General features: G+C 59.2%; 26 protein-coding genes. 13 read left to right on the top strand and 13 right to left on the bottom strand.

Translation table 11 applies throughout. The features are described 5' to 3' along the window. Positions 1 to 22: 22 nt before the first annotated feature. The 3 genes from pncA to sppA are packed head-to-tail and all read right to left on the bottom strand — an operon-like array spanning position 23 to position 3,604. Positions 23 to 664 carry a bifunctional nicotinamidase/pyrazinamidase gene (gene pncA / locus H7R76_RS14090; RefSeq protein WP_182929064.1) on the bottom strand — a complete coding sequence of 214 codons (642 nt, stop codon included), beginning with the start codon at positions 662 to 664 and terminating at the stop codon, positions 23 to 25. A gap of 10 nt (positions 665 to 674) precedes the next feature. Further along, complete coding sequence (gene ansA, locus H7R76_RS14085) at positions 675 to 1,691, bottom strand: asparaginase (protein ID WP_106926496.1); 1,017 nt, start codon at positions 1,689 to 1,691, stop codon at positions 675 to 677. Positions 1,692 to 1,747: 56 nt separating this feature from the next. Further along, entirely contained in the window at positions 1,748 to 3,604 is a 1,857-nt protein-coding gene (gene sppA / locus H7R76_RS14080; protein ID WP_106926498.1) for a signal peptide peptidase SppA, read from the bottom strand. Positions 3,605 to 3,764: 160 nt separating this feature from the next. Between sppA and H7R76_RS14075 the strand changes: the two genes are divergently transcribed. The 3 genes from H7R76_RS14075 to H7R76_RS14065 all read left to right on the top strand — a co-directional run bounded on the left by H7R76_RS14075 (position 3,765) and on the right by H7R76_RS14065 (position 7,430). Then, positions 3,765 to 4,316, top strand: a complete 552-nt coding sequence (locus tag H7R76_RS14075) for an NAD(P)H nitroreductase (protein WP_182965564.1) — start codon at positions 3,765 to 3,767, stop codon at positions 4,314 to 4,316. A gap of 128 nt (positions 4,317 to 4,444) precedes the next feature. Continuing rightward, positions 4,445 to 5,488: a selenide, water dikinase SelD gene (gene selD, locus H7R76_RS14070; protein ID WP_106926502.1), complete on the top strand. Its 1,044-nt coding sequence runs from the start codon at positions 4,445 to 4,447 to the stop codon at positions 5,486 to 5,488. Positions 5,489 to 5,492: 4 nt separating this feature from the next. Next, positions 5,493 to 7,430, top strand: a complete 1,938-nt coding sequence (locus tag H7R76_RS14065) for a DNA topoisomerase III (protein ID WP_182929063.1) — start codon at positions 5,493 to 5,495, stop codon at positions 7,428 to 7,430. Between the two features lie 111 nt (positions 7,431 to 7,541). On the opposite strand, the gene gdhA is transcribed toward H7R76_RS14065, so the two are convergent. Then, positions 7,542 to 8,885, bottom strand: coding sequence for an NADP-specific glutamate dehydrogenase (gdhA, locus tag H7R76_RS14060; protein WP_106926506.1), 1,344 nt, complete (start codon positions 8,883 to 8,885; stop codon positions 7,542 to 7,544). A gap of 234 nt (positions 8,886 to 9,119) precedes the next feature. Here gdhA and H7R76_RS14055 point away from each other — a divergent pair, with 234 nt between their 5' ends. Further along, positions 9,120 to 9,389, top strand: coding sequence for a DUF1496 domain-containing protein (locus H7R76_RS14055; RefSeq protein WP_182929062.1), 270 nt, complete (start codon positions 9,120 to 9,122; stop codon positions 9,387 to 9,389). Here the strand turns inward: H7R76_RS14055 and H7R76_RS14050 are convergent. Beyond that, positions 9,349 to 9,765 carry a pyrimidine (deoxy)nucleoside triphosphate diphosphatase gene (locus H7R76_RS14050; RefSeq protein WP_106926510.1) on the bottom strand — a complete coding sequence of 139 codons (417 nt, stop codon included), beginning with the start codon at positions 9,763 to 9,765 and terminating at the stop codon, positions 9,349 to 9,351. The genes H7R76_RS14055 and H7R76_RS14050 overlap by 41 nt on opposite strands. Positions 9,766 to 9,843: 78 nt before the next feature. Here H7R76_RS14050 and H7R76_RS14045 point away from each other — a divergent pair, with 78 nt between their 5' ends. Further along, positions 9,844 to 10,410 (top strand): carboxymuconolactone decarboxylase family protein, encoded by a 567-nt coding sequence (locus tag H7R76_RS14045; RefSeq protein WP_223878926.1) that lies wholly within the window; start codon positions 9,844 to 9,846, stop codon positions 10,408 to 10,410. Continuing rightward, positions 10,403 to 11,035 carry a CDP-alcohol phosphatidyltransferase family protein gene (locus tag H7R76_RS14040; protein WP_106926512.1) on the top strand — a complete coding sequence of 211 codons (633 nt, stop codon included), beginning with the start codon at positions 10,403 to 10,405 and terminating at the stop codon, positions 11,033 to 11,035. The genes H7R76_RS14045 and H7R76_RS14040 overlap by 8 nt, the downstream gene beginning before the upstream one ends. On the opposite strand, the gene H7R76_RS14035 is transcribed toward H7R76_RS14040, so the two are convergent. The 6 genes from H7R76_RS14035 to H7R76_RS14010 all read right to left on the bottom strand — a co-directional run bounded on the left by H7R76_RS14035 (position 11,032) and on the right by H7R76_RS14010 (position 17,099). Continuing rightward, complete coding sequence (locus tag H7R76_RS14035; RefSeq protein WP_182965562.1) at positions 11,032 to 12,336, bottom strand: rhodanese-like domain-containing protein; 1,305 nt, start codon at positions 12,334 to 12,336, stop codon at positions 11,032 to 11,034. The genes H7R76_RS14040 and H7R76_RS14035 overlap by 4 nt on opposite strands. Positions 12,337 to 12,420: 84 nt before the next feature. After that, entirely contained in the window at positions 12,421 to 13,053 is a 633-nt protein-coding gene (locus H7R76_RS14030) for an ATP-binding cassette domain-containing protein (RefSeq protein ID WP_106926516.1), read from the bottom strand. Next, on the bottom strand, positions 13,053 to 14,588 hold the full coding sequence (locus H7R76_RS14025; RefSeq protein ID WP_182929061.1) for an ABC transporter permease family protein: 1,536 nt from the start codon (positions 14,586 to 14,588) through the stop codon (positions 13,053 to 13,055). Before H7R76_RS14025 ends, H7R76_RS14030 begins: the two co-directional genes overlap by 1 nt. Beyond that, positions 14,561 to 15,748: an ABC transporter substrate-binding protein gene (locus tag H7R76_RS14020; protein WP_420258334.1), complete on the bottom strand. Its 1,188-nt coding sequence runs from the start codon at positions 15,746 to 15,748 to the stop codon at positions 14,561 to 14,563. Before H7R76_RS14020 ends, H7R76_RS14025 begins: the two co-directional genes overlap by 28 nt. Then, on the bottom strand, positions 15,748 to 16,440 hold the full coding sequence (locus tag H7R76_RS14015; protein WP_106926520.1) for a TVP38/TMEM64 family protein: 693 nt from the start codon (positions 16,438 to 16,440) through the stop codon (positions 15,748 to 15,750). The genes H7R76_RS14020 and H7R76_RS14015 overlap by 1 nt, the downstream gene beginning before the upstream one ends. Beyond that, positions 16,437 to 17,099: a TVP38/TMEM64 family protein gene (locus H7R76_RS14010; protein ID WP_106926522.1), complete on the bottom strand. Its 663-nt coding sequence runs from the start codon at positions 17,097 to 17,099 to the stop codon at positions 16,437 to 16,439. Before H7R76_RS14010 ends, H7R76_RS14015 begins: the two co-directional genes overlap by 4 nt. On the opposite strand from H7R76_RS14010, the gene H7R76_RS14005 reads away from it, so the two are divergent. Beyond that, positions 17,025 to 17,183, top strand: coding sequence for a hypothetical protein (locus H7R76_RS14005; protein ID WP_181357991.1), 159 nt, complete (start codon positions 17,025 to 17,027; stop codon positions 17,181 to 17,183). The genes H7R76_RS14010 and H7R76_RS14005 overlap by 75 nt on opposite strands. A gap of 115 nt (positions 17,184 to 17,298) precedes the next feature. Here the strand turns inward: H7R76_RS14005 and xthA are convergent, their stop codons facing one another. Further along, on the bottom strand, positions 17,299 to 18,102 hold the full coding sequence (xthA, locus tag H7R76_RS14000; protein WP_182965560.1) for an exodeoxyribonuclease III: 804 nt from the start codon (positions 18,100 to 18,102) through the stop codon (positions 17,299 to 17,301). Positions 18,103 to 18,551: 449 nt separating this feature from the next. Between xthA and H7R76_RS13995 the strand changes: the two genes are divergently transcribed. The 6 genes from H7R76_RS13995 to spy all read left to right on the top strand — a co-directional run bounded on the left by H7R76_RS13995 (position 18,552) and on the right by spy (position 25,406). Further along, positions 18,552 to 19,772, top strand: coding sequence for an aspartate aminotransferase family protein (locus H7R76_RS13995; RefSeq protein WP_182965558.1), 1,221 nt, complete (start codon positions 18,552 to 18,554; stop codon positions 19,770 to 19,772). Further along, complete coding sequence (gene astA / locus H7R76_RS13990; RefSeq protein ID WP_106926530.1) at positions 19,769 to 20,800, top strand: arginine N-succinyltransferase; 1,032 nt, start codon at positions 19,769 to 19,771, stop codon at positions 20,798 to 20,800. Before H7R76_RS13995 ends, astA begins: the two co-directional genes overlap by 4 nt. Next, positions 20,800 to 22,278, top strand: a complete 1,479-nt coding sequence (gene astD / locus H7R76_RS13985; protein WP_182965556.1) for a succinylglutamate-semialdehyde dehydrogenase — start codon at positions 20,800 to 20,802, stop codon at positions 22,276 to 22,278. Before astA ends, astD begins: the two co-directional genes overlap by 1 nt. Next, positions 22,275 to 23,600 (top strand): N-succinylarginine dihydrolase, encoded by a 1,326-nt coding sequence (gene astB / locus H7R76_RS13980; RefSeq protein ID WP_182965554.1) that lies wholly within the window; start codon positions 22,275 to 22,277, stop codon positions 23,598 to 23,600. The genes astD and astB overlap by 4 nt, the downstream gene beginning before the upstream one ends. Before the next feature lie 9 nt (positions 23,601 to 23,609). Then, positions 23,610 to 24,581, top strand: coding sequence for a succinylglutamate desuccinylase (gene astE / locus H7R76_RS13975; RefSeq protein WP_182965552.1), 972 nt, complete (start codon positions 23,610 to 23,612; stop codon positions 24,579 to 24,581). Between the two features lie 318 nt (positions 24,582 to 24,899). Continuing rightward, the gene (spy, locus tag H7R76_RS13970) at positions 24,900 to 25,406 is read left to right on the top strand and encodes an ATP-independent periplasmic protein-refolding chaperone Spy (RefSeq protein WP_181357992.1); all 507 of its coding nucleotides are present in this window, start codon (positions 24,900 to 24,902) and stop codon (positions 25,404 to 25,406) included. A gap of 81 nt (positions 25,407 to 25,487) precedes the next feature. Here the strand turns inward: spy and nadE are convergent, their stop codons facing one another. Further along, positions 25,488 to 26,315: an NAD(+) synthase gene (nadE, locus tag H7R76_RS13965; RefSeq protein WP_106926539.1), complete on the bottom strand. Its 828-nt coding sequence runs from the start codon at positions 26,313 to 26,315 to the stop codon at positions 25,488 to 25,490. Between the last annotated feature and the right edge of the window lie 186 nt (positions 26,316 to 26,501).

Genomic DNA, 26,501 nt, shown 5'->3' with positions numbered 1-26,501 from the left:
CGCTTATCAGGCCTACGTGGTGCTAGTTGTGAATTTCCAGCCAGTCGTCCAGCGTATACAGCGTTGCGCCTGCCGCTGCCATCTCCATAAACGCGTTGGCGCTGTCCTGCGGCGTAAGATTCACCCCGCGGCAGCCGTCGGTAATGACGTTAACGGTATAGCCCAGTTGCAGCGCATCGAGCACGGTGAATTTCACGCAGTAGTCAGTGGCCAGGCCCAGGACGATCAGTTCGCGGATATCGTGCTCGCGCAGCCACGCATCCAGCCCGGTTTTCTGCCGATGCCCGTTGTCGAAAAAGGCGCTATAGCTGTCGATATTGACGCTTTCGCCTTTGTAGAACACCGCGTCGATCGCCTGCTGAGAGAGCAGCGGGTGCAGGGCGGCACCTTCGCTGCCCTGCACGCAATGATCCGGCCAGAAGGTCTGCGGCAAACCGTCAAGCGTCCCCTGGCTGTAAGGTTCCACGCCGTGCTGGCGGGCAAAGCTACCGTGGTTGGCCGGATGCCAGTCCTGGCTGGCGATAACGGCCTCGTCGCGCTGTTTCGCGGCGGCGATCAGCGCATTCGCCACATCAACGGTGCTGTCGCCATCGGCAACGGCCAGCGCGCCGCCCGCACAAAAATCGTTTTGCAGATCAACTAATAACAATGCGCGTGCGCTCATTATGCTCTCCTTAGTCGTCCGGGGTTAATTCACCGCGCAGGTTTTGCTGCATGGCCTTACGAATCGCCGTCGCATCCAGCCCCTGGCTTAGCAGATAGTGCAGTTTGGTCAGCGTCGCCTCAACGGTCATGTCCGAGCCGCTAATCACTCCTGCCTGTGCCAGCGCATTGCCGGTGGCGTAGCCGCCCATATTGACCTTACCCGACATACACTGTGTCAGATTGACCACCACGATGCCGCGCTTGCTGGCTTCCGCCAGTTCGTTGAGGAATACGCCGTTCTGCGGCGCATTGCCTACGCCATAGGAGCGCAGAATCAGCGCTTTCACCGGCTGCAGCAGGAAGTTGCGTACCACGTCGGCGGAAATGCCCGGATAGATCGTGACCACGCCAATCGGCTGCGGGGTAATGGGATGCACGATAAGCGGGCCTTCACCGTGCGGGGCGGGCGGCGTACCGAGCCTGCGGATATGGATGCCCGCTTCCAGCAGCGGCGTCAGGTTCGGTGACGCAAAGGCATCGAAGCCGTCGGCATGAGCTTTGGTGGTTCGGTTACCGCGATAGAGACGGTTGTTGAAAAACAGCGTCACTTCGTTGATCGGGTAGTTGGCCGCCACGTACAGCGAATTGAGCAGGTTGATTTGCCCGTCAGACCGCAGCTCCGCCAGCGGAATCTGCGAGCCGGTGACGATGACCGGTTTACCGAGGTTTTCCAGCATAAACGACAGCGCCGAGGCGGTGAACGCCATCGTGTCGGTGCCGTGCAGGATCACAAAGCCATCGTACTCGTCGTAGTGCGCTTTAATATCGTCAGCGATGTGCTGCCAGTCTTCCGGTGTCATGTCGGAAGAGTCCATCAGCGGCTCGTATTCGTGGATAGTAAAGTCCGGCATCTCGGGGCGATGGAACTCCGGCATCAGCGCCAGCTGACGCTGCAGGTGCCCAGAGACCGGAATATAGCCGTGGTCTGAGCGCTGCATCCCGATGGTCCCGCCGGTATAGGCGACGTAAATGGATTTTTTAGGCATGGTTCGTCTATTGATTGAGCAAAAGAAAATCCCCTCCGGCGAGGAGGGGATTACGATTAGCGAATATTGGCGCAGGTCAGGCAAATTGCATAGCGATTTTGCGGATCGTTAAAAATCGCCAGCTTGTCGCCTTCAGCCTTCATCGCGCTGGCGGCATTCGCCAGCGGTGCCGGTAGGTAGGCCTGTAGCGCCTGCGGCAGCGATGCACGCACCGAGCCGGAGAGGTTATCCATGACCATATCAAAGAACGTCGGCTCGCTCTGATAGTAATCGATGTGCCACACCTTCAGTTTCGCCAGTTCAGCGGCTTTCGCCACCGCATCGTCGAAGTCGCCGAGGCTATCTACCAGGCCGTTCGCTTTCGCGTCTTCGCCGGTCCAGACGTGGCCTTGGGCGATTTTATCGATCGCTTCCGGGGTGCTGTGACGCGACTGCGCAACAAGGGTAATAAAGCGTTTGTAGCCGTTCTCAATGCTCAGCTGCATCATCTGCTGCACTTCCGGCGTTAAGGCTTTGGTGACCGCCATGTCGGCCAACGGTGAGGTTGCGACGCCGTCGGTGTGCACGCCGATAGAATCCAGCGTATTTTCCACGGTATTGATCACGCCAAAGATACCGATAGAGCCGGTCAGCGTGCTTGGACTGGCGATGATGTAATCCGCCGGGGTGGAAATCCAGTAGCCGCCGGAGGCCGCCATGCCGCCCATTGAGACCACAACCGGTTTGCCCGCCGCCTTCGCCGCCGCCAGCTCTTCGCGGATCACCTCAGAGGCGCTGACGCTGCCGCCTGGGCTGTTCACGCGCAGCACAATCGCTTTCACCTTCGCGTCCAGGCGTGCGTCGCGAATCTGCGCTGCCGTGGTGTCGCCGCCGACGTTGCCCGGGGTTTCTTCACCGTCCATGATAGCACCGTTGGCAAACACCACCGCGATGCTTGAGCCGGTGTCGGCCGGGGTTTTCACCGCATAGTCATACATGCTGACGGCGCTGAAGTTATTGTCTTTTTTACTCCAGCCGAACGCTTTGGTCATCGCTTTTTCAATCTCTGCGCTTGAGCCTAAGGCATCCACCAGCTTGTTATCCAGCGCGTACTGCGCCGTGTCGCCGTCGACTTTACGCAGGCCGTCCAGCACGCCCTGCGCGCCCGGGAAGATCTGCTGCGCAGTAACCTGACGGTTGGCGGCGACGGTATTGAGGTAGTTCTGCCACAGTTCGCCTATCCAGCGGCTGTCGGCCTCGCGCGCGGCGGGGGACATATCGTCGCGGATAAACGGTTCGACGGCGGATTTATACGTGCCGACGCGGAACACGTGGGTCGAAACCTTCAGCTTGTCGAGCAGCGTTTTATAGTACAGGCCGTTGGTGGCGAAGCCGTGTAAATCAACCACGCCCTGCGGCGACAGCCAGATTTTATTGGCGAAGCTCGCGAGGTAATACTGCGCCTGACTGTAGCTGTCGTTGATCGCATAGACCGGTTTACCGCTGTCGCGGAACTCGCGCAGCGCTTTACCGATATACTGCATTGAAGGCTGGTCGCCGCCGGCAAAGTTTTTCAGGTCCAGCACGATGCCGGTGATGTTACGGTCATCCTTCGCCTGGCGAATGGTCTGAACGACATCGAACAGTGAGTTTTCCTGCAAACGGTCCGAGCTGGCGCCAAAGAACTGACGGCCCAGAACGCTGAGCTTGCTGCTGGGCGAGGGTTTATCCACCACCACGCCGCTGATGTCCATCAGCAGCGCACCACGAGTACTGTGCTCCGTGCTGCTGCTGGAACTGAGCTGCATCCAGATGCCGACGCCGACCAGCACCAGCAGAATAAAGAACAGGTTCAGCACCAGTTCCCGGACGAAATTAAGTAATCGCCACGTCCATTTAAAGAATCCGGCAATGAAGCGCCATACGGTTCGCATGTATTCTCCCTGCAAAACAAAAAAGGTTTACCGAAACGGTAAAACGTCTGGCTATCCTAAATAGACCGCCGCCGGTTGTCAGCAGGAATCGCCTTCGGCGCTGTAACAAAATCCTTGCGCATGTTAATTTTATGAAAAATAACGTGAGAGGAGTGGTTCAATGGATGCCCTGGAACTATTAGTGAATCGCCGCAGTGCGTCGCGCCTGGCCGAACCGGCGCCGGCGGGCGAACAGCTGCAAAATATTCTCCGTGCCGCGCTGCGCGCGCCGGATCACGGCACGCTGCAGCCGTGGCAGTTTGTGATTGTCGAAGGCGAAGGCCGCGAGCGCTTCAGTCAACTGCTTGAGCAGGGCGCGGTGGCCGCTAACGGCGATGATAAGGCGATTGAAAAAGCGCGCAACGCACCATTCCGTGCGCCGATGATTATCGTGGCGATCGCCAAATGCCAGGATCACCCGAAGGTGCCGAAGTGGGAGCAGGAGATGTCGGCTGGCTGCGCGGTGATGGCGATGCAGATGGCCGCGATAGCCCAAGGGTTCAACGGTATCTGGCGCAGCGGTGCGCTGACCGACAGCCCGGTGGTGCGTGCAGGCTTCGACTGCACCGAGCAGGATAAAATTGTTGGCTTCCTCTATCTGGGTACCCCGCAGCTGAAAGCGTCGACGACGATCGGCGTGCCGGATACCGCGCCGTTCGTCCGTTATCTCTGAAAAACGGCTACGATTGTCTGGATTTCACGCAAATGCCCGCGAATTCAGACAGTCGTACTTATCACCGCAGTGTTCTGGCGTTAACATACATCTCTATTCCCATGCCAAAGCAATGACAGGAGTTGTCCATGAGCGAGCAGGCCATTCGTTTAACGCAGTACAGCCACGGAGCAGGTTGCGGTTGTAAAATTTCGCCGAAAGTGCTGGAGACTATCCTGCACAGCGAGCAAACGAAGTTTATCGACCCCAACCTGCTTGTCGGCAACGAAACGCGCGACGATGCTGCCGTTTACGACCTGGGTAACGGTACCTCGGTCATCAGCACCACCGATTTCTTTATGCCAATTGTCGACAATCCGTTCGACTTTGGCCGCATTGCCGCGACCAACGCCATCAGCGATATTTTTGCCATGGGCGGCAAGCCGATTATGGCAATTGCGATCCTCGGCTGGCCTATCAACACGCTGGCGCCGGAAATTGCTCGCGAAGTGACCGAAGGCGGGCGCTTTGCCTGCAAACAGGCGGGCATTGCGCTGGCGGGCGGCCACTCCATCGACGCGCCAGAGCCCATTTTCGGCCTGGCGGTTACCGGCATCGTACCAACCGAACGGGTGAAGAAAAACAGCACCGCGCAGGCGGGTTGCAAGCTATTCCTGACGAAGCCGCTGGGCATTGGCGTGTTGACCACCGCCGAGAAAAAATCGCTGCTGAAGCCTGAACATCAGGGGCTGGCGACGGAAGTGATGTGCCAGATGAACCTGGTTGGCTCGGCGTTTGCCAATATCGAAGGCGTTAAAGCCATGACCGACGTGACCGGTTTTGGCCTGCTGGGCCACCTGAGCGAAATGTGCCAGGGCGCTGGCGTGCAGGCGCAGATTGACTTTGCCGCCGTACCGAAGCTGCCGGGCGTTGAAGCGTATATCGCGCTGGGCGCGGTACCGGGTGGAACCGAGCGCAACTTTGCCAGCTATGGCCATCTGATGGGCGCGATGAGCGACGCTCAGCGCGCGCTGCTGTGCGACCCGCAAACCTCCGGTGGCCTGCTGCTGGCGGTGACGCCGGACGCGGAAGCTGACGTGCAGGCAGCGGCAGCCGAATTTGGCATCACCCTGACCGCCATCGGCGAGCTGGTGACGGCCCGCGGCGGTCGTCCGATGATCGAGCTGCGCTGAACCCATGCGGCTGTTTATTGCGGAAAAACCGAGCCTGGCCCGCGCCATTGCTGATGTACTGCCAAAGCCTCACCGCAAGGGCGATGGCTTTATCGAGTGTGGCAACGGCCAGGTGGTGACCTGGTGTATCGGTCACCTGCTGGAGCAGGCGCAGCCGGATGTCTATGACAGCCGCTATGCGCGCTGGAATCTGCAGGATTTACCCATCGTCCCGGAAAAATGGCGGCTGCAGCCGCGACCTTCGGTGACGAAGCAGCTCAACGTCATTAAGCGCTTTCTTCACGACGCCAGCGAAGTCATTCACGCCGGAGACCCGGATCGCGAGGGGCAGTTACTGGTGGATGAAGTGCTGGATTACCTGGAACTGCCGGCGGAGAAGCGCCATCAGGTGCAGCGCTGCTTAATTAATGACCTTAACCCACAGGCGGTGGAGCGTGCGATTTCGCGCCTGCGCGCCAACAGCGAGTTTATTCCGCTGTGCGTTTCGGCGCTGGCCCGCGCCCGCGCCGACTGGCTGTACGGCATCAACATGACCCGCGCCTACACTATTCTGGGGCGTAACGCCGGTTACCAGGGCGTGCTCTCCGTCGGGCGCGTGCAAACGCCGGTGCTGGGTCTGGTGGTGCGTCGTGATGAAGAGATTGAACACTTTGTCTCGAAAGACTTCTTCGAGGTGAAAGCGCACATCGTGACGCCGAAAGATGAGCGTTTTACCGCCGTCTGGCAGCCAAGCGAAGCCTGTGAACCGCACCAGGATGAAGAAGGCCGTTTGCTCAACCGGGCGCTGGCCGAGCATGTGGTGAAGCGCATTACCGGCCAGCCGGCGCTCGTCACCGCCTATAACGATAAGCGTGACTCTGAACCGGCGCCGCTGCCATTTTCGCTTTCTGCGCTGCAAATTGAGGCGGCGAAGCGTTTTGGCCTGAGCGCGCAGAACGTGCTGGATATCTGCCAGAAACTGTATGAAACCCATAAAGTGATCACCTATCCGCGTTCTGACAGCCGCTATCTGCCGGAAGAGCATTTTGCTGGCCGCCACGCGGTGATTAACGCCATCGGCGTGCATGCGCCGGATTTGCTGCCGCAGCCGGTGGTCAATACCGATACCCGCAACCGCTGCTGGGACGACAAAAAGGTTGATGCTCACCACGCGATAATCCCGACCGCGCGCGCCAGCCACGTGAATCTCAATGACAACGAAGCAAAGGTGTATAACCTGATTGCGCGCCAGTATCTGATGCAGTTTTGCCCGGATGCGGTCTACCGTAAATGCCAGATCGACCTCGATATCGCCAACGGTAAATTTGTCGCCAAAGCGCGCTTCCTTGCGGAAGCGGGCTGGCGTACGCTGCTGGGGGCGAAAGAACGTGATGAAGAGAACGACGGCACGCCGCTGCCGGTGGTGGCGAAAGCTGACGAATTACTGTGTGAGAACGGCGAAGTTGTCGAGCGGCAAACTCAGCCGCCGCGGCATTTTACCGACGCTACGCTGCTGTCGGCGATGACCGGGATCGCCCGCTTCGTGCAGGATAAAGACCTGAAAAAAATCCTCCGCGCGACCGATGGCTTAGGCACCGAAGCGACGCGTGCTGGCATTATCGAGCTGCTGTTTAAACGCGGTTTCCTGACCAAGAAAGGGCGTTATATCCATTCTACCGACGCCGGTAAAGCGTTGTTCCACTCTCTACCCGAGATGGCGACGCGTCCGGATATGACCGCGCACTGGGAGTCTACCCTGACGCAGATCAGCGAAAAACAGTGTCGCTATCAGGACTTTATGCAGCCGCTGGTGGGGACGCTGTTCCAGCTGATTGACCAGGCTAAGAGCACGCCGGTGCGGCAGTTCCGCGGACTGGCAGCGCCGGGTGGGGCGAAGAAGTCATTCAGTAAAGGGAAGGGGAAGAGTAAGAAGCCCGCGGCGAGTTCAGAGCAGCCCGGATAGCCCCTCATGCCTGGTGGCGCTGCGCTTATCCGGCCTACAAGACTATCGTAGGCCGGATAAGGCGTTTACGCCGCCATCCGACAACCTGCTCAGGATGGCGGGATAACGCGATTAAATCACGCCCTGCGCCAGCATGGCATCGGCCACTTTCACGAAGCCTGCGATGTTCGCGCCGCGCACGTAGTTGGTTTGCTTCGCTTCACCGCCGTGCTCAACGCAGGCGTGGTGAATATCCAGCATGATGTGGTGCAGACGCGCGTCGACTTTCTCTGCCTTCCAGCTCATGCGCGCGGCGTTCTGCGCCATTTCCAGACCGGAAGTGGCAACGCCACCGGCGTTGGCTGCTTTGCCCGGCGCGAACAATACGCCCGCGTCGAGGAACAGGTCGGTCGCTTCGATCGTGGTTGGCATGTTGGCACCTTCCGCGACCGCCTTCACGCCGTTGGCGATCAGCACGCGTGCCGCATCGGCATCCAGCTCGTTCTGGGTAGCGCACGGCAGGGCAATATCCACCGCCACGCTCCACGGCTGCTGGCCTTCGAGGTACACCAGACCAAATTCACGCGCGTAGTCGGCGACGCGGCCGTCTCGGCTGGCTTTGATTTCACACAGGCGCGCCAGTTTCTCTTTAGTGAAGCCAGACTCATCAACCACGGTACCGCTGGAGTCAGACGCGGTGATCACGCGCGCGCCCAGCTCCATCGCTTTTTCAATCGCATACTGCGCTACGTTGCCGGAGCCAGAGACCGCGACGCGCATCCCCTCGAAGCCCAGGCCGTGACGCTGCAGCATTGCCTGGGTGAAATACACCAGACCGTAGCCGGTGGCTTCCGGACGAATCAGGCTGCCGCCAAAAGAGAGCCCCTTGCCGGTAAACACGCAAGAGGTGTCGTTGGAGAGTTTCTTCATCATTCCGGCCATAAAGCCGACCTCACGGCCGCCTACGCCGATATCGCCCGCTGGAACGTCGGTGTCGGCGCCCAGATGACGATACAGTTCGGTCATCAGTGCCTGGCAGAAGCGCATCACCTCACCTTCGCTTTTGCCTTTTGGATCGAAGTCAGAACCCCCTTTGCCACCGCCCATCGGCAGGGTTGTCAGGGCGTTTTTAAAGGTCTGTTCAAAGCCGAGGAATTTCAGAATAGAGAGGTTTACGGACGGGTGGAAGCGCATCCCGCCTTTGAACGGCCCGATAGCCGAGCTGAACTGGACGCGCCATGCGCGGTTCACCTGAACCTGATTACGGTCGTCTACCCACACCACGCGGAACTGAATGACGCGCTCAGGTTCAACCAGTCTTTCCAGCAGGGAAAGCTGACGATAGCGCGGGTTCTGCTCGAGGAACGGCCAGAGGGTCGTCATGACTTCGCGTACGGCCTGAGCAAACTCGGTCTGGTGTGGGTCGCGCTGTTGAACATGAGCCAGGAAGGTATTAAGGGAGCAAGCCTTGTCCATAAGTATAAGTACCTCTTATGATTGTGAATGTATGTAGTTGTTATGGTTGTGTTTAATAACGTGCGTTATTTCGACTATATCACTACCCTGCTAACGGATGACAAGGAATTTCCGGGTGCGTAATAAAATTAATACGTCGCGTCGGGTCATAACGAAAAGCGATGATGTAAAAAAGTTAAGTTAGACGTCCATTTGGTCGATAGTAATAAAAGGGCTTTTTAAAGGAGATTGCTGATGAAATGGGTGTGGATGGTCGGTGGGCTGTCGCTTTTGTGCAGCGTCGCGCAGGCGAGGCCGCAGGTGGAAGTGAACGTTCCACCTGAAGTGTTCAGCAACAATGCCAGCAGCCAGCGCGCACAGCCGTGCGCCCGTTGCTGCATGTATGAAGACAGGAACTACTCGGAAGGGGCGGTGATTAAAGCGGAAGGCGTGCTGCTTCAGTGCCAGCGCGATGAGCGCGCCATCAGTACGAATCCCCTGGTGTGGCGTCGGGTAAAGCCATAAACGCGGCGAGTAACGGCACGTCGGCAGGGGCCAGCGCGTAGCGTAAGGCTTCCTGCGGCGTGCACCACACCAGCGCGCTGTGTTCGCGGGCAATGAGTTCGCCGTCGAAACGGGGGACGTGCCAGCCGTGCAGATGCACGATCCTTCCTGAGACTTCGCGCCGATGGCTAGTAATATAGCGCCCCGGCCACGCGACGATAGCCAGCTCTTCCTGTAGTTCGCGCACTAACGCCTCCTGCTGGCTTTCACCGGCTTCAACTTTCCCACCGGCAAATTCCCACAGCCCGGCCTGATCGGCATGCGGCGGGCGCTGCGCAAGGAGAATTTTGCCATTTTGTTCGATAATAGCGGCAACAACATCAATGGTTTTCAGCATAGCGGTCAAAGACTCCGTGAATGAGTTGCCATATTATCGCTGCTTTGTCGTGTGCTAAAGCCTTACAGGAGTTTTCGGGTGAAAAATCAACAACCCTGGGTGCCGCCGCTCAGCCAGCTGCCGCTGAGCCTGAAGCCGATTACCGCGATGCAGCAAAAGCACTATGGCGAGGTGCTGAACCCCACGCGCTGGTGGGGGCGGATGCCGCGACTGTTCTGGCTGGTGGCGCTGTTTGTCGGCTACCTGGAGCGGAAAAAAGCGCGTCTGACGCCGACGCTGCGCGCGCTGCTGATGACCCGCGTCTCCCAGCAGTGCGACTGCGCGTTTTGCATTGACGCCAACAGCCTCCGCCTGGCTCAGCGCTGCGGGGCGATGGACAAGGTGCTGGCGCTGAGCGACTGGCGATCGTCGCCGCTGTTTAACGATGCTGAGCGCGCGGCGCTGGATTATGCCGAAGCGATGACCGCTACGCCGCCGCAGGTCACTGTTGCGCAAAAAGATGCGTTACGTTGTCACTTTAATGCGGAGCAGATTAGCGAAATGACGGCGCTGGTGGCGTTTCAGAATTTATCCGCTCGCTTCAACGCCGCGCTGGATATTCCGTCGCAGGGGCTGTGTCAGATGGGAGAAAAAGCCGATGCTTGATAAGCACCTTCATCCGCGACTTAAGCCGGTACTCAACCGCCTGGCGCAGGCGCTGGACAAGCCCGGCGTATCGGCGGACGGCATTACGCTACTGGGGTTCGCCATTGGGGTGCTGGCGTTGCCGTTCCTTGCGCTCGGTTGGTATGGCGCGGCGCTGGTGGCGATTGTGGCCAACCGTCTGCTGGATGGTCTTGACGGCGCGCTGGCGCGGCGGCGCGGCCTGACGGATGCCGGGGGATTTCTCGATATCGCGCTCGATTTTCTGTTCTACGCGCTGGTGCCGTTCGGCTTTATGCTGGCGGATCCGGCAGCCAATGCGCTGGCGGGCGGCTGGCTGCTGTTTGCGTTTATGGGCACTGGCAGCAGCTTTCTGGCCTTTGCCGCGCTGGCGACGAAGCACCAAATCGACAATCCGGGCTATGCTCATAAATCGTTTTATTACCTGGGCGGCTTAACTGAAGGCACGGAGACGATCCTGCTGTTTGTGCTGGGCTGCCTGTTTCCGGCGTGGTTTGCGTGGATGGCGTGGGTTTTCGGCGCGCTGTGCTGGCTGACGACCTTTAACCGGGTGTGGGGAGGTTACATGACGCTGAAAGGGCTTCAGCGTCATGAAGGCGCGAATTAGCGTGCGCTTTCTGGCCCGCGATCGCCGGTGGCAACCGGGTTTTTCGGGTTCGCACTCCATTCGTACCAGCCGCCATCGTAGACGCTGACGTTCTGCCAGCCCATGGCGCGCGCGTACATGAAGGTTTCCGAGGCGCGCCAGCCGGTACCGCAGTAGAAGGAAACCTGCTGGCTCGGCAGGATATTCCAGGATTTCCACATCCGGGTGATATCATCGGCGCTGCGCATAGTGCCGTCCGGGTTGTGGAAGTCTTCCATATGGGTTGAATCGCTGCCCGCATGGCCCCAGCGCGCGCCGGCAATGTCACCTTTTGGCTTAATGTAGCTATAGCCGCTGGTGGTACCGATAAATTCCGGCCATGAGCGAATGCTCACCAGCGAAGCGTCCTGACGGTGCAGTAGGCCGCGCGCCTGTTCCATATCCAGCATCAGCTGCGGCTGCGCGGTAATGGTGGCACCAAAATCAGGCGCTGGTTTCACGTCCTGAGGTAAGCCACGCTCGACCGGCAGCCCGGCATCGGCCCAGGTCTTCCAGCCGCCGTCCAGCAAGCGAACATCCTTCACGCCCGCATACAGCATGATCTGCGCGACGCGCGCTGCGGCGTACACATCACGACCGTAGAGAATCACGGTGGTGTCGTGGCGGATACCGTGTTTGGCCAGCATCGCCTTGAGCTGTTCGTCGGACACTTTATTCCACAGCGGCTCGCTTTCAACCTCGTTGGTATCGATATAGCCAGCCCCCGGAATATGGCTGACCAGATACAGCTTCGGCGCGCCCCATGCGGCTTCAATAATTTTGTAGTCGCCCGCCGGTTTGGCGGCCACCGCTTTACCTTGCTGCAGGTCGTGCAGCCACTGCGGGTACACCAGTTGCTCGAAGTGCGGCAGCTTTTGCAGCCGTTCCGGCTGCTGCAGCGCATCGCTGAGGGTGGAGATACGGGTGAAACCTGCCGCTTTTAAGCGCTTCGCCACGGCATCGTTATCTTTGCTGTCACCGTAGAGGGCAATGTCGGTCTCTTTTTTCAGCTGATGCTGCTGCGCCCAGGCTTCCAACTGCTCGTTGTTCATGGCTGACAGCCAGCTGGCAGAGAGGTTCAGCGCGCCTGGCTCATGCCCGCGAGGGCCATTTTCCTGCTGTGGCCAGCCGTTGTAAAAGGCGCTCATGCGCGTATCGATGGCGGCACCCTTTTGCTGGAGCAGGTGGGTAAAGGTGAAGGTATTCGCCGTTTCAGCGGCGAAAGCAGAAGAGGCGAGGCCAAGCGCAAGGGCTAGCGCAGTCAGTTGAGAAACACGTTTCATCAAATCGTCCGACGAAGATAAAAGGAGCGTCATTCTGAACCTCTGCTAAAAGAAATACCTTGCGTTAACGCAGTATTTACCGCGTCAGCGCCAGTCCGCGAGCGGTAAACAGCGGCCGTTCGGCGGCACATCGTCCGGGTCGTGGGTGACCTGAACGACCGGAATCTGCTGCGCGCGTAGCGCGTGAAAGACCCACTGACGAAAGCTGCCGCGCAGCTGTTGATCGAGACGGCTGAACGGTTCATCCAGCAGCAGAGCATCCGGCTGCGCCAGCAGAGCGCGGAGCAAGGCCACCCTGGCGCGCTGACCGCCGGAAAGCGTCGCCGGATCGCGCGAGAAAAACCCGGCCAGCTCCGCGTGGGTCAGCGCTTGTTCAACCTGCGCATTACGTGCGCTGCGCGGCACGCTGGCGGGCAGGGCCAGCCGCAGATTCTGCCCAACGCTCAGATGATCGAACAGCAGCGCGTCCTGAAACAGAATGCCGATGCGCCGCTGCTCGGTAGGCAGCGCATCGCAGCGGCGGCCGTTGAGCCACAGCTGGCCCTGGCTGCGGAACGCGCCGTCCAGGGCGCCAACCATCCACGAAAAGAGCGTCGATTTTCCGCAGCCGGAAGGCCCCATCAGCGTCACAATTTCACCCGGCGCGACGCTAAAGTTAACCTCGCGCAGCAGGGGCTGCTCTGCCTGCATGAGCGTTAAATTCTGCACCTGTAGCATCAGCGTAGCCCTCGTCTGAAATGGCTGATTCGCCGCGCCAGTAGCGCGGTTAACAAAAAGAAGAACATCGGCAGCAGCGTTTGCCAGAGTCCCTGAGCGGCAAGCGTGGCGGTGGCGCCGCCGCTGCTCAGCGCGACCGCTTCGGTGGTGAGCGTGGGAATGCGCCCGCCGCCGAGCCATTGCGTGGGGAGATATTGCGCGATGCTGACGGAAAAGCCGACGGCCAACGCAGAGAGCAGGGGGCGGATGACCAGCGGGCACTTTAGCTGTAAAAAGACGCGCCCGCGCCCCCATCCCAGCGTGTGTGCCAGCAGCGTCTGGCGCGGGTCTATCTGCCGCCAGGCAGGACGCAGTACAAACAGCATCCAGGGGACGACCCACAGCAGATGTCCCCACAGCACGGTACTGAACAGTCCGTCTACCCAGCCGTACAGCGCTAACTGATACTGCCCGGCGGCCAGCGGCAGCGCCGGCAGCAGCAGCGGCAGATCCAGCCAGCGCTGATGCCGCGCTGGCCCCCATTCCAGCCACAGCAGGCAGACGACAGCGCCAATCGTGGCCGACAGCAGCGCCAGCCACAGGCTGTTGCCGATCGTTTCCTGGCCGGGCAGCGCGCCGTGCGCCAGCGCCAGCAGGAACAGCGCGCAAAGCGGGCCGCACAGCGGCAGAAGTTGCCCCAGGCTGCGCCCCGGTAGCAACGGGAAATGCGGCTGCCGTTCGCCGTCAAAGTGCGGCGTGCGGTTTTGCCCGTACCGCCACAGTCGCGCGGCGGCGCTGGCAATGACGGCGAGGGCCGCCAGCAACAGCAGGCAGGCCAGTGCGCCTTTGGCCTGCGTGTCGACGTCGCCGTCGTTCAACCACTGCCAGGCCAGGACGGCCAGCGTCGGCGGGTTCCCCGGGCCGACTATCATGGCGACGTCGACCACTGAAAGCGTCCAGGCGGTGGTCGCCAGCAGCGCAACGCTGAGCGATGGCATCAGCGAGGGCAGGATCACCCGATTAAGACACTGGCCGCGCCCGTAGCCGAGACTTTTGAACACCACCACCTGTTCCGCCAGCCGCCGCTCGCCGAGTAGCGCCCAACAGACCCATAGCAGAAAGCCGCTTTCTTTCACCGCCAGCACCAGCCCGAGTCCGATGCCATAGCGATCCTGAATCGGGCTCAGGGCCGGCAGCAGCCGATACAGCGCGCCGCCTTCGGCAAACAGCAGCAGCGCCGCGCTGGCAAAGGCCACATGCGGCAGCGCCAGCAGCCACGGCAGACGCGAGGCCAGCCGCTGCCAGGCGGGAGAGGGCCAAAGGGTGGCGATAATCAGCAGGGTTAACAGCAGCGCGCCGCCGACGGCAATCAGCGTTGAGATAAACGTCGCCGCTGCAGCCTGAGGCAGTTGAGGATCCGCCAGCAGCTGTTGCCATGAGGATAGCGATAGCACAGGCGTGAAGAGCACACCCGCAGCGGGCAGCAGGGGCAGATAGATGACCAGCATCATGCCCCAGCACAGCAGAATCAGTGCGTACCGTAGCGGCGAAGCCATTCCTGCTCCAGCGCGTTCACCCAGGCAGCGTGCGGCTCAGCCAGCACCGGCGGCGTATCTTCCGGCATCAGCGCCCGCAGCGTTTTTTGCTGGCCGGCGCTGAGCGTTGCCGGGTTGAGCACGCTCGGGTCACCCCATACGGCGGGGTCCGCTTTACGCAGTTGTGCCGTCGGCGACAGCAGGAAATTCGCCACCACCTGCGCTCCGGCGCTGGCCGAGGAATTTGCCGGAATGGTGACGAAGTGAACGTTGCCGAGCATCCCGGAGCGGAAGCCGAAGCTGTAGCTGTCCTTCGGCAGTTGGCCTTTTGCCACTTTCTGTCTGGCGTGCATAGGGTTAAAGGTCAACGACAGGCGTAGCGTGCCGTTGGCCAGCATGCTATCCATCCGCGCGGGCGAGGGCGGGAAATCTTTGCCCTGGCGCCACATCAGCGGATGCAGCCGGTCGAGATAAGCCCACAGCGGCGCGGTAACGGCGGCAAAGCTCTGGGAGTCCGGTGGCAGCTTAAGGGCGTCGGGTTGTGTGGTCAGGTTGATCAGCAGCTGTTCGAGCAACGCGGTGCCGGTAAAGTCCGGCGGACGCGGGTAGGTCACCGTACCTGGATGCGCCTGGGCAAAATCGAGCAGCGCCTGCGGTGATTGCGGCGGCTGCGGCGTTTGCTGCTGACGGGCGATAAAGGTCAGCTGCGCGCTGCCCCACGGTGATTCAGCGCCCTCGACCGGCACGGAAAAGTCTTCACGTACGGGCTTGCTGAGATCGACATAGCGCCAGTTTGGCAGCTGTTCTGCCCAGCCGGTGCGCAGCAGGTTGGCCTCTTTAAGCGTACGGAAGTTCTCACCGTTGACCCATAGCAGGTCGACCGAGCCGCGCTGGGTACGCCCGGCACGGGCTTCGGACTGGATGCGTTTAACCGTATCCGCCGCGTCGGCAATGTGCACAATCCGCAGGTTGATGGCGTAATCACGCTTCACTTCACCGCTGACCCAATCCAGGTAGTGATTGACCGCTTCATCGCCGCCCCAGGCGTTGAACCAAACGGTTTGGCCTTTGGCTTCATGTTCAATTTGCTGCCAGTCGGCGGCGATGGCCGCCGATGAACATAGCGACAGCAGGCCCAGCAGCGCGCCGCGCAGGTAACGGTGTGCTCCGTGATAACGCATCAGGATTTCCTCTTCTGGCGTTCGAGATAAAATGTCTTCGCGACAAAGATAACGATAGTCAGTGCGAACAGAATCAGCAGCCCCGTCACGAACCAGTACGTGCCGCCGGTAAGCATGCTGCCGACCCACGAATAGATGATGGTGGCGGGCAGTTGACCGAGGCCGGTGGCAATCAAAAAGTGGCGAAAGCGCATTGACGTTAGCCCGGCGGCGTAGCTTATCGGATCGAACGGCACGAAAGGCAGCAGGCGGCAGATAAGGATCGTGTGTTTACCGTAGCGTGCAAAAAAACCGTCGACGCCGTTGAGCACCGCTTTTCCGGTGAGCTTTTCTACCACGCCGCGGCCCATAATGCGCGCAATATAAAAACATAGCGCTGCGCCGGCCATCGCGCTGCTCCAGGAGAGCACGCCGCCCCAGAATGCGCCAAACAGCGAGGCGTTGGCAAAGGTGATCAAAAACGCCGGCAGCGGCGCGGCGATAGCCTGAAAAATCATCAGCAGAAACGAGACGATCGCCGCTTGCGAACCGTAGGCGCGAATAAAACGCTCGATGCCCTGCTGGTCTACCGCCAGAAAGGCATCGAGGCTATCGCGAACGAACGCATGTACGCCGGGAATCAATAGCCATGCGAGCACCAGCGCCGTCAGCGCGGCAATCATCAGCAGTCGGGCGTACCAGATAGGCTTCATTTCTCGTCCTCTTCGGCCAGCGCAATGTGCTTATGGCGTGCGTAAGCCTTGGCCGCCTGTACCAGCGCAAACAGCACCAGCCCGGCAAGGCTAAGCTGAAGCACAAAGGTCAGGGTGATGCCTTCCGCCGCCAGTTTGCTGGCCATCAACGTATAGATAACAATCCCCGGCAGGGTGGTGAGCGCAGAAACCAGGGTGTATGACCAGAAGGGCATCGACGTTAAGCCGTACGCGTAGTTCTGAATATTATACGGAAACAGCGGGATAAGTCGGGTCAGGATCAGAAAATCAATGCCGCTGTGGGCGATGCCGCGCTCGATAGCCTGAAAGGTGCGGGTATGGCCGACGTATTTGAGCACCAGCGCGCGTCCCAACCCGCGGGCCAGCAAAAAAGAGAGCGCCGAGGCAACGGTCGCGGCGATAAGCGACAGCAGCGTACCGAGCCATGGGCCGAATACCATGCCCGCCGCCAGCACCAGGACGCTGCCCGGCAGCAGGCAGAGCGACGCGAGCACAAACAGGGTGATGTAAAGCGCATAGCCCATCGCGCCGCTTTGCTGCACGGTATCCTGTAATTGACGTAAATGGGTGACCAGCTCAATCAGGCCGATGCGGTGTATCAGAAAGGACAGCAGTGCGACAACGGCAACAATCAGCAGGAGCTTAACGGCTGCGTGGTTGCGACTTCTTTTGCATGGGGGTCCTCCTGCCGGGAAGAAAAGGTGCGCGCGACGGTATTATAGAACGGCCACCTCGGCAAGGATTTCGCGCCTGTTTGTTGATTTTGCTCAGGATTTTTACAAAGCTGCGTTAACGCGACGCCCTTTACGTCAGCAAAGCGCGCCGCGCGGCAACCGATTATTTAAACGTCGCCCATACCGGCGCGTGGTCCGACGGTTTTTCCATCCCGCGGATCTCATAATCGATGCCGGTTTCCACGCAGCGTGCTGCCAGCGGCTGGCTGGCCAGCAGCAGGTCTATGCGCAGGCCACGATTGTCGTCAAACCCTTTGGAGCGGTAATCAAACCACGAGAAGCGGTCGTTGGTTTCCGGGTTGGCGTGACGGAAGGTATCCACCAGACCCCAGCCGAGCAGACGCTGCATCCATTCACGCTCTTCTGGCAGGAACGAACATTTACCGGTGCGCAGCCAGCGCTTGCGGTTCTCTTCGCCGATACCGATGTCGAGATCGGTCGGGCTGATGTTCATATCCCCCATAATCAGTACCGGGTTATCTTTGTTCAGCCGGGTTTCCAGGTAATCCTGCAGATCCTGATAGAACTTGGTCTTGGCCGGGAATTTGGTTTCGTGATCGCGGCTTTCTCCCTGCGGGAAGTAGCCATTGATCACCTTCACGTTGCCAAACGGCGACGGCACTTCGGCAATGATAATGCGGCGCTGGGCATCTTCGCCATCGTTCGGGAAGCCGCGATAAACCGCCACCGGCTCGGCCTTGGTCAGCAGCGCCACGCCATAGTGACCTTTCTGGCCATGATAGAAAATGTGATAGCCGAGCTTTGCCACTTCTTCCAGAGGAAACATGTCATCGTGAACTTTTGTCTCCTGTAGACCAATCACGTCGGGCTGATGCTTTTCGACAATGGCTTCCAGTTGATGAGGACGGGCGCGCAGGCCGTTGATATTAAAAGAGACAAATTTCATAGTCGTTGCCACTTTGCAGAGTGAATTGTGACGGGATAGTAGCAGAATTTAACGTCAGCCGCTGCCTTCACTCCGCGGTATCGCCAATTTCTTTGATGGCTGCTGCCATCTTCCCGAGCAAAATGTGCACCAGGTTGAGGCAATCTGCGCCGTGATGAAGCGTAAAGCTACGATAAATTTCGTAGTGGATCACAAATCCAGAATGATATTTTGCCGATGCATAACATTTCTTAATTTTGCCCTGCAAAGCGCCGTTAATGCCTTAATATTCACTTTTTATGCACATTTATTGAATGGTGATGGTGTGTAACCTATTGATATTTCGTTTGCAGTCCGCGTTTATGCAGTTTTCTCTCTCGCTGGCACGAACCGTGCAATCTACATTTACAGTGAAAAACACTCAAATAATTAACATAAATTAAACCATTCATTTACCTGTAGAGGTCGCTATGTCTCAGTCAATCAGCCGTCAAGATTTTGATCAGTGGATGATGTCGGTTTATGCACCGGCACCGTTTATTCCGGTTCGCGGTGAGGGCGCCTGGCTGTGGGATCAACAGGGGAAAGGCTATATCGATTTTGCTGGCGGTATCGCGGTAAATGCGCTGGGACACGCCCACCCGGCGATGATACGTGCGCTGACCGAGCAGGCGGCAAAATTCTGGCATACCGGTAATGGCTACACCAACGAACCGGCGCTGCGACTGGCAAAGCAGCTGATCGATGCCACGTTTGCCGACCGCGTGTTTTTCTGTAACTCCGGCGCCGAAGCTAACGAAGCGGCACTGAAGACGGCGCGTAAGTATGCGCACGACAAGTTTGGCAGCCATAAGAGTGGGATCGTGGCCTTTAAGAATGCGTTTCACGGCCGCACGCTGTTTACCGTAACCGCCGGCGGGCAGCCCGCCTACTCGCAGGACTTCGCGCCGCTGCCGGGGGAGATCCGTCACGGGGTATATAACGACATCGACTCGGCCAGCGTGCTGATTGATGACGATACCTGTGCCGTTATCGTGGAGCCTATCCAGGGCGAAGGTGGCGTGATACCGGCATCGGGTGAATTTTTACAGGCGCTACGCGCGCTGTGCGATCGTCACCACGCGGCGCTGATTTTTGATGAGGTGCAGACCGGCGTAGGGCGTAGCGGAGAACTCTATGCGTATCAGCATTATGGCGTGACGCCGGATCTGCTGACGACCGCCAAAGCGTTGGGCGGTGGCTTCCCGATTGGCGCGCTGCTGGCACGCGATGCGTATGCCAGCGTGATGACGGTGGGGACGCACGGCACCACCTATGGCGGTAACCCGCTGGCCTGTGCGGTGGCCGGTGAAGTGCTGTCGATCGTGAATACGCCGCAGGTGTTAAACGGGGTGAAGCAGCGCGAACAGTGGTTCAAAGAACGCCTGCGGGCGATTAACCACCAGTTTGCGTTATTTAAAGAGATCCGCGGCGTTGGCCTGCTGATTGGCTGCGCGCTGCGGGATGAGTATGCCGGGAAGGCGAAGCTGATAAGCCAACTGGCGGCTGAAGAGGGGCTGATGGTGCTGATTGCCGGGGCTAACGTGGTGCGTTTTGCGCCGGCGCTGATTATCAAAGAAGACGATGTGACCCTTGGCCTCAATCGCTTCGCCGCCGCCTGTGAACGGTTCATTGCGGGAGAATCATCATGATGATTATCCGTCCGGTCGGCGTAGACGATCTGCCCGGCCTCTATACGCTGGCGGGGGAAACGGGCGGCGGGCTGACCTCACTGCCGGCCGACAAACAGACCCTGGCGGCGCGTATCGCCCGCTCGCAGGCCACCTGGCAGGGCACGCTGCCGCGCGGCGACCAGGGCTATGTTTTTGTCCTGGAAGATACCCGCAGCGGCGCGGTGGTTGGGGTGTGCGCGATTGAGGTCGCCGTTGGCATCAACGATCCCTGGTATAACTACCGGGTCGGTACGTTGGTACATGCCTCGAAGGAGCTGAACGTGTATAACGCGCTGCCGACGCTGTTCCTGACCAACGATCATACCGGCAGCAGCGAGCTGTGTACCTTGTTTCTCGACCCGGCGTGGCGCAAAGAAAGTAATGGCCACCTGCTGTCCTCGTCGCGTTTTCTGTTTATGGCGGCTTTTCGCGATCGCTTTAACCACAAGGTGGTGGCGGAAATGCGCGGGGTAATTGATGAGCACGGTTATTCGCCGTTCTGGGAAAGCCTGGGCAAACGCTTTTTTTCTATGGAGTTTGCTCGCGCGGATTACCTGTGCGGCACCGGGCAAAAGGCGTTTATCGCTGAGCTGATGCCAAAGCATCCGATCTACACCGATTTCCTGAGCGAAGAAGCGCGGGCAGTGATAGGCCAGGTGCATCCGCAAACGGCTCCCGCGCGGGCGGTGCTGGAAAAAGAAGGCTTTCGCTACCGTGACTATGTCGACATTTTCGACGGTGGCCCGACGCTGGAATGTGAAATTGACCGGGTGCGCGCGGTGCGTAAAAGCCGTCTGGTGACGGTGGCTGAAGGCGAACCCGGCGGCGGCGACCTGCCGCTGTGCGTAGTGGCTAACGAACAGTACCAGCATTATCGCGCCATGCTGGTTCACGCTGACCCGGCGAGTGACAGCCTGAGCTTAAGCGCCGAACAGCGAGATGCGCTGAACTGCCATCCTGGCGATAACGTACGCCTGGTGCGCCTGTGCCCAGAGGAGAAAAAATAATGAGCCTGTGGATTAATGGAACCTGGCTTGCTGGCGATGGCCCGCGTCGCCAGCGCGCAAACCCGGTAAGCGGTGAAACGGTGTGGCAGGGGTACGACGCGAGCGTGCAGCAGGTGACCCTGGCCGTGGACGCGGCGCGGGCGGCGTTTCCCGCCTGGGCGCGCCGGCCGTTCGGCGAACGTCAGCAGATTGTTGAGGCCTTTGCCGGGCTGCTTGAGGCGAATAAGGCGGGGTTGACGGAAACCCTGGCACGCGAGACGGCCAAACCGCGCTGGGAAGCGGCGACCGAGGTGGCGGCGATGATCAACAAAATCGCCATTTCCGTGAAGGCCTATCACAGCCGGACCGGCGAAAGCCAGGCCGATATGGCCGACGGGGCCGCAACGCTGCGGCACCGCCCGCACGGCGTGCTGGCGGTTTTCGGTCCCTACAACTTTCCCGGTCATTTGCCGAACGGGCATATCATACCGGCGCTGTTGGCAGGCAACACGGTGGTGTTTAAACCCAGCGAACTGACGCCAGATTGCGCGCAGGCGGTGGTGAAACTGTGGGAACGGGCGGGGCTGCCGCCGGGCGTACTTAACCTGGTTCAGGGCGGGCGGGAGACCGGGGAGGCGCTGAGCGCCCAGCCGGGAATCGACGGCGTGCTGTTTACCGGCAGCTCGGCGACCGGTTTCCATCTGCATCGTCAGCTGGCCGGTCAGCCGCAGAAGATACTCGCGCTGGAAATGGGCGGCAACAACCCGCTTATCGTCGATGAACCTGCGGATATTGACGCTGCCGTACATTTGACCATTCAGTCGGCGTTTATCACCGCCGGTCAGCGTTGTACCTGCGCGCGCCGTCTGCTGGTGAAACGCGGCGCGCTGGGCGATGCGTTCCTGCAGCGGCTGGTCGAGGTGAGCGGACGGATTATTCCTGCCGCCTGGGACGCTGAACCGCAGCCGTTTATCGGTGGGCTGATTTCTGCGCAGGCCGCCGAACGCGTGTATCAGGCCTGGCAAATGCAGGTGGAAAAGGGCGGCGTGACGCTGCTGGCCCCGCGTCTTCTCCAGCCAGGAACATCGCTGCTCACGCCGGGGATTGTTGATCTGAGCGAAGCGCGCGATCTGGCTGATGAAGAGGTCTTTGGCCCGCTATTGGGCGTCTGGCGTTATGATGATTTCGATCGGGCTATCGCGCTGGCGAACGCGACGCGTTACGGGCTTTCCTGCGGATTGATTTCGCCGGACCGGCACAAGTTTGACCGTCTGCTGCTGGAGGCGCGCGCCGGGATCGTGAACTGGAATAAACCGTTAACCGGCGCGGCCAGCACCGCACCGTTTGGCGGCGTGGGTGCATCGGGCAACCATCGTCCAGGTGCCTGGTACGCTGCGGATTATTGCGCATGGCCAATGGCCAGCCTCGAATCGCCGACGCTGGTGCTGCCTGCCGCGCTTAATCCCGGGCTGGATTTTCAGCGTGAGGTGCCCTCATGAACGCCTGGGAGGTTAACTTCGATGGCCTGCCGGGTCTGACGCACCACTACGCCGGGCTGTCGTTTGGCAACGAGGCGTCGACGCGTAATCAACATCAGGTGTCGAATCCACAGCGAGCGGCCAGACAGGGGCTGCTGAAAATGAAGGCGCTGGCTGATGCCGGTTTCCCGCAGGGGGTGATTCCGCCGCAGGAACGGCCCAACGTGGCGCTGCTGCGTCAGCTTGGGTTTAGCGGCCGCGACGAGCAGGTGCTGGCGAAAGCCGCCACGCAGGCGCCAGCGCTGCTCAGCGCCGCCAGTTCGGCGTCGGCGATGTGGGTGGCGAATGCGGCGACGGTATGCCCCTCCGCCGACGCGCTGGACGGAAAGGTCCATTTGACGGTTGCCAATTTGAGCAGCCTGTTGCATCGCGCCAGCGAAGCGCCCACCACCCAGGCCATCCTGCAGGCGATATTTGCCGATCCGGATAAGTTTGCGGTACATGGCCCGCTGCCTGCGGGCACATCGATGGGGGACGAAGGTGCGGCAAACCATAATCGACTGGGGCGTGATTACGGGCAGCCGGGCACTCAGCTGTTTATCTACGGCCGTGATGCGCATGCCAGCACATCACCGCAGCGCTATCCGGCGCGGCAGACCCGCGCCGCTAGCGAAGCGGTGGCCCGGCTTAACCAGATCAATCCCAATCAGGTGATTTTTGCCCAGCAAAATCCGCAGGCGATCGATGGTGGCGTGTTTCATAATGATGTTATCGCCGTCAGTAACCGCCAGGTGCTGTTTTGCCATGAGCAGGCGTTTGTTGACCAGCCGGCGTTATTGCAGCTGCTGGCGCATAAAGTGCCGGGGTTTATGCCCATCGAAGTTCCCCGTGCGAAGGTGACGGTGGCGGAAGCGGTGGCGACCTACCTGTTTAACAGCCAACTGCTGAGTAAGCCTGACGGCAGCATGCTGCTGGTGTTGCCGGGAGAAGTGGAGGAGAACCCGCGCGTCTGGCGTTATCTGAATACGCTGCTGGCGCAGGATAATCCTATCGACGAGCTAAAGGTGTTTGATCTGCGCGAAAGCATGGCCAACGGTGGCGGCCCGGCGTGCTTGCGTCTGCGGGTCGTGCTGACCGAAGATGAGCGCCGGGCGGTAAACCCGGCGGTGATGATGAACGATACGCTGTTTGCCACGCTCAATAATTGGGTCGACCGCTATTATCGCGATCGGTTGACTCAGGCCGATCTTGCCGATCCGCTGCTGCTGACAGAAGGGCGCGAAGCGCTCGACCGTCTGACGCAAATTTTACAGCTGGGTTCCCTCTACCCCTTTCAGCGTTAAGGAGGCGGCATGAAACAGTTTCTGGCATTAACGCTGGCGGGGCGGTTGCCGTCGCAGCCCGAAGGGGACATGGGCACGTTTCACTGGGAGTGGCGAGAAGCGGGGGTGCTGCAGCTGACGCCGCACCGCCCTTGCTCGCAGGCGATGGTGCTGTCGGCGGGGATCCACGGTAACGAAACGGCACCGGTCGAAATCCTCGATAAACTGTTGAGCGCGCTGATCGGCGGCAAGCAGGCGCTACGCTGGCATCTGCTGGTGGTGTTAGGTAACCCGCCGGCGCTGCGTGATAACAAGCGCTACCTGCACAGCGATCTTAACCGCATGTTCGGCGGACGCTGGCTGCATTTTCCGGTCAGCGATGAAACCATCCGTGCCGCCAGTCTGGAGCAGACCGTGACGGCATTTTACCAGCGCGGTGCGGCCGACACGCGCTGGCACCTTGATATGCACACCGCCATTCGCGGCTCACATCACCCGCGCTTTGGCGTCCTGCCGGCGCGCGAGCTGCCTTGGGAGCCGGAGTTTTTAAGCTGGTTAGGCTCAGCGGGGCTTCAGGCGCTGGTGTTTCATCAGGCACCGGGCGGCACGTTCAGCCATTTTACTAGCGAGGCCTTTGCGGCGCTGTCATGCACGCTGGAGCTGGGTAAAGCGCGGCCGTTTGGGCAAAACGATCTGAGTCAGTTTGCCCTGGTGGAACGACAGTTGGCCAATCTGCTGGCGGACGAGCGCGGCGGCGGCTGTGCAACGCCGCCGCTCAACTACCGGGTGGTACAAGAAATAACGCGTCGCAGCGCTGAGTTCCAGCTGCACATGTCGGCACAGACGTTGAACTTTACGCCGTTTGCCAAAGGGACGCTGCTGGCGCAGGACGGCGAGATCCGCTACGTGGTGCAATCGCCCTGCGAGTACGTGCTGTTTCCTAACCCTGACGTCGCGCTGGGTATGCGGGCGGGGCTCATGCTTGAACGTCTTCCCCCATAATATAAAAAAGCCGCACATCATGGTGTTGCGGCTTTTTATTATTTCTCCTCGAGGATATTGCAGAATATTCCTGGTGTTTTGCTTTATTAATAAACATGCTTGCTTTATACTTCTTCAAAATCTCTTCTTAATCAGCATATTGCATATTTTTGTTGCAACTCTCCACAGTTTATCCTTAATTTCCTCATAATTGTCGTAAAATTGTTTTTTACACTTTCATTGTTTTACCTACACTCTGATTATTTGACGATAAACCCCGTAAAGTTAATCTCGTCAACACGGCAATGCGCCGTCAGAATAACTGAAAGTAAGGACTTGATGATGAAAAAATTAACTGCACTGTTTGTTGCTTCTACCCTGGCTCTGGGCGCGGCTAATCTGGCTCACGCTGCGGATACCACCACGACCACCGCGGCAGATGCGACGCAGCCGGCCGGTAAGATGATGCATCATCACAAAGGTAAGATGGGCCCACGTCACGATATGATGTTCCAGGGGCTGAACCTGACCGATGCACAGAAACAGCAGATTCGCGACATTATGAAAGACAGCCGCGAACACATGAAACGCCCGCCGCAGGAAGAGATGCGTGCAATGCACAGCCTGATTGCCAGCGACAGCTTCGACAAAGCTAAGGCTGAAGCACAGATTAACAAGATGGAAGAGCAGCATAAGACCATGATGCTGTCTCGTCTGGAAACCCAGAACAAGATTTACAACATTTTAACGCCGGAACAGAAAAAGCAGTTTAATGCTAATTTTGAGAAGCGTCTGACAGAACATAATGCACCGGAAGGTAAAATGCCTCCTGCGCCTGCCGAATAATCGACCCGGCATACGATCTTAAGACCGCCGAAGTTGCCCATAAATGCCGATGGCTATGGGCAGCTCCGGCGGTTTTCTCATTTATCGCTTCCAGAAGTCATCAAAAACGGTAATCGGCGGACGGCGTTTGTGCTCCGTCTTCAGATACCAGCCTTCGATAATCTTCGCCTGTTCAGGCGCCAGGGTTTTACCTTCCAGATAGTCGTCAATGTTGTCATAAGTGACGCCCAGCGCGACCTCGTCCGGCAGAGAAGGGCGGGAATCTTCAAGGTCAGCGGTGGGGGCTTTCAGATAAAGATGCTCAGGGCAGCCCAGCGCGGCGAGCAGCTGTTTGCCCTGGCGCTTGTTGAGGCGGAAGATGGGGTTAATGTCGGTGCCGCCGTCGCCGTATTTGGTGAAGAAGCCGGTTATCGCTTCCGCTGCATGATCGGTACCGACCACCACGCCGTGGGTCATCCCCGCGATGCTGTACTGGGCCTTCATGCGCTCACGGGCTTTTTCATTGCCGCGAACGAAGTCGCTCAGCTCAATGCCTGCTTCGCGCAGCGCCTGTTCGCTGGCCAGCACGGCTCCCTTAATATTGACCGTCAGTACGCGGTCCGGCTGAATAAATTCGATGGCATCCTGACAGTCCTGTTCGTCGGCCTGCACGCCATAGGGCAGGCGGACCGCGATAAACTGCAGCGCACTGTCACCGGTTTCCGCGCGCAGCTCGTTAATGGCCTGTTGGCACAGCTTGCCGGTTAGCGTCGAATCCTGACCGCCGCTGATTCCCAGCACCAGGGATTTGATAAACGGATAGGTTTTCAGATATGCCTTGAGAAAATCCACGCTGCGGCGGATCTCTGCTTGTACATCTATTTGTGGTTTTGCGCCGAGCGCCTGAATGATCTCTTGCTGTAATGCCATTTACCCCTCCGGAATGAGTGTGCCAGCCTTGCCGATAGCCCATCAGAACAAAGTGTTAAAGCTACCTCTTTGACGGTAAAACGACAAGGATCACAGTTTTACCAGAGGTAAATAAATCCGATTCATTAACCTGATTGGCGTTGATTTCGGCGTATCGGTTGATAATTAGCAATATTTATTCCAGGC

This window comes from Klebsiella sp. WP8-S18-ESBL-06 (genome assembly GCF_014169755.1).
Taxonomy (GTDB): domain Bacteria; phylum Pseudomonadota; class Gammaproteobacteria; order Enterobacterales; family Enterobacteriaceae; genus Kluyvera; species Kluyvera ascorbata_B.
This window is presented reverse-complemented; position numbering and strand designations above follow the sequence as displayed.

Coding starts and splice junctions, on each gene's coding strand:
- pncA (WP_182929064.1), bottom strand. CDS start 664: ATGAGCGCACGCGCATTGTTATTAGTTGATCTGCAAAACGATTTTTGT.
- ansA (WP_106926496.1), bottom strand. CDS start 1,691: ATGCCTAAAAAATCCATTTACGTCGCCTATACCGGCGGGACCATCGGG.
- sppA (WP_106926498.1), bottom strand. CDS start 3,604: ATGCGAACCGTATGGCGCTTCATTGCCGGATTCTTTAAATGGACGTGG.
- H7R76_RS14075 (WP_182965564.1), top strand. CDS start 3,765: ATGGATGCCCTGGAACTATTAGTGAATCGCCGCAGTGCGTCGCGCCTG.
- selD (WP_106926502.1), top strand. CDS start 4,445: ATGAGCGAGCAGGCCATTCGTTTAACGCAGTACAGCCACGGAGCAGGT.
- H7R76_RS14065 (WP_182929063.1), top strand. CDS start 5,493: ATGCGGCTGTTTATTGCGGAAAAACCGAGCCTGGCCCGCGCCATTGCT.
- gdhA (WP_106926506.1), bottom strand. CDS start 8,885: ATGGACAAGGCTTGCTCCCTTAATACCTTCCTGGCTCATGTTCAACAG.
- H7R76_RS14055 (WP_182929062.1), top strand. CDS start 9,120: ATGAAATGGGTGTGGATGGTCGGTGGGCTGTCGCTTTTGTGCAGCGTC.
- H7R76_RS14050 (WP_106926510.1), bottom strand. CDS start 9,765: ATGCTGAAAACCATTGATGTTGTTGCCGCTATTATCGAACAAAATGGC.
- H7R76_RS14040 (WP_106926512.1), top strand. CDS start 10,403: ATGCTTGATAAGCACCTTCATCCGCGACTTAAGCCGGTACTCAACCGC.
- H7R76_RS14035 (WP_182965562.1), bottom strand. CDS start 12,336: ATGAAACGTGTTTCTCAACTGACTGCGCTAGCCCTTGCGCTTGGCCTC.
- H7R76_RS14030 (WP_106926516.1), bottom strand. CDS start 13,053: ATGCTACAGGTGCAGAATTTAACGCTCATGCAGGCAGAGCAGCCCCTG.
- H7R76_RS14025 (WP_182929061.1), bottom strand. CDS start 14,588: ATGGCTTCGCCGCTACGGTACGCACTGATTCTGCTGTGCTGGGGCATG.
- H7R76_RS14020 (WP_420258334.1), bottom strand. CDS start 15,748: ATGCGTTATCACGGAGCACACCGTTACCTGCGCGGCGCGCTGCTGGGC.
- H7R76_RS14015 (WP_106926520.1), bottom strand. CDS start 16,440: ATGAAGCCTATCTGGTACGCCCGACTGCTGATGATTGCCGCGCTGACG.
- H7R76_RS14005 (WP_181357991.1), top strand. CDS start 17,025: ATGGGTGACCAGCTCAATCAGGCCGATGCGGTGTATCAGAAAGGACAG.
- xthA (WP_182965560.1), bottom strand. CDS start 18,102: ATGAAATTTGTCTCTTTTAATATCAACGGCCTGCGCGCCCGTCCTCAT.
- H7R76_RS13995 (WP_182965558.1), top strand. CDS start 18,552: ATGTCTCAGTCAATCAGCCGTCAAGATTTTGATCAGTGGATGATGTCG.
- astA (WP_106926530.1), top strand. CDS start 19,769: ATGATGATTATCCGTCCGGTCGGCGTAGACGATCTGCCCGGCCTCTAT.
- astD (WP_182965556.1), top strand. CDS start 20,800: ATGAGCCTGTGGATTAATGGAACCTGGCTTGCTGGCGATGGCCCGCGT.
- astB (WP_182965554.1), top strand. CDS start 22,275: ATGAACGCCTGGGAGGTTAACTTCGATGGCCTGCCGGGTCTGACGCAC.
- astE (WP_182965552.1), top strand. CDS start 23,610: ATGAAACAGTTTCTGGCATTAACGCTGGCGGGGCGGTTGCCGTCGCAG.
- spy (WP_181357992.1), top strand. CDS start 24,900: ATGATGAAAAAATTAACTGCACTGTTTGTTGCTTCTACCCTGGCTCTG.
- nadE (WP_106926539.1), bottom strand. CDS start 26,315: ATGGCATTACAGCAAGAGATCATTCAGGCGCTCGGCGCAAAACCACAA.